The following is a 1,406-nucleotide window of genomic DNA, read 5'->3' as shown; positions in this document are numbered from 1 at the left end:
AATTTATCGAGTTTGTTTTCTCTATTATATGCAGCTTCATATAAAATTGGTATAACAAGGCTACTGACGATTTAGTTTGTTTTTCACATTTTCTAGTTCTTGTTTAGATGGAGGCAAATTTCCCATGTTTTTGGGTGCATTTTTATCTATATAGCTGGGGCTAATTTTTGATAGTCCAGCTATCAAAGCTACCATTTGGTTTTCATGCAAGATTCTAGGTTGCCTTACCCTAGAACCTACAGTTCCTGCAATACTATAATGCTCTATTAGATAATCTTTACCATCATATAATAATCCCATTGGTAAGCTTTGAAAAGATTTATCTAAAGTGAATACTAACGTTCCTGATGAGGGTATATATGTTTTAATTGGTGTAATTAAAGATTCATAAATTTTTTGAGAATAATGGGTAATAGCGCTCTCATTGATATTAATAAATTTTTCGCTTTGTAACGCTTCTAAAAGCTGATTAACCTGAAATCTGACTAACTTAGAGTCAACAGAATGATGGTGAAGTAAGCCATCTGGAGACTGAACAATTATCTCTATAGTATCTTCTAAGTCAATAATATTAATTACCGATGGAACGTTCTTGAGATTTTGAAGCTGGTTTAAAGCAACAATGTCAAGCTTGCCACATCGAAGAAAGTTTTCTAAACGTGCTATTTGCAGTCCTTGATTTATTTGTATTACTTTTTTTAGATCAGGACTAGGAGATGCTAAGAGTAATCGCATATAATTGCGATATGCCGGTTCCATTTCCTCCTGGAATGAGAACTGTAAATCTCGGTTACTTGACAAAAAACTATCACGAACTTGAGTCATGTTTGCGATCGCAGCATTATAGTTCTGAATCGCTAACTCAGTTTTTCCCTGCTTTTGGTAAATTAGTCCTAACTGCTGTTGCCATTGGTAGGCGATATCCGAAGCCCGAATTGATTGAGCGAATCCTAAAGCTTTCTTAAAATATGCCTGTTTTTGTTCTGTTTGAGTTGATAATTTACCTAAAGTACCAAAACTATAGGATAACCATCGGATACTATTAATAGTTTCAGCCATTTTCAAGGCTAATTTAGCATATCGAATCGCTACTAATTTCAATTGCTCATCCGGGATCTGGCTAAGGTTATTAGCAAAATTCAACCGAGCATGAATAGATGGCTCAGGTGATAACTCCAAAAACGCAGAAGAATTTTCATCTATTTGATTTACCAATACTCGAATCTGTTGATTAACTTTCTGATGAAGGTTCGCTTGATTTGGTTGATGACTGAGCCATTTTCCCCAACTTATCAGTAAAGTTAAGTGATTCAACTGAGCTTGCAGTTTAGCTGATTTGGATATATTTGGTATCAGAAATGTTGAATCCTAATACAAAACTTTACATATCTAGTTACACTAACTCT

1 protein-coding gene is annotated in these 1,406 nt (G+C 34.4%); it reads right to left on the bottom strand.

What is annotated here, in order from left to right:
* Positions 1-60: 60 nt before the first annotated feature.
* Positions 61-1,314 (bottom strand): CHAT domain-containing protein, encoded by a 1,254-nt coding sequence (locus ABF638_RS37950; protein WP_435027880.1) that lies wholly within the window; start codon positions 1,312-1,314, stop codon positions 61-63.
* Positions 1,315-1,406 lie beyond the last annotated feature (92 nt).

It is taken from the genome of Nostoc sp. CALU 1950, from assembly GCF_051172895.1.
Lineage (GTDB): Bacteria > Cyanobacteriota > Cyanobacteriia > Cyanobacteriales > Nostocaceae > Nostoc > Nostoc edaphicum_A.
The sequence above is the reverse complement of the archived record's forward strand: the minus strand, read 5'-3'. Positions and strand labels throughout refer to the sequence as shown.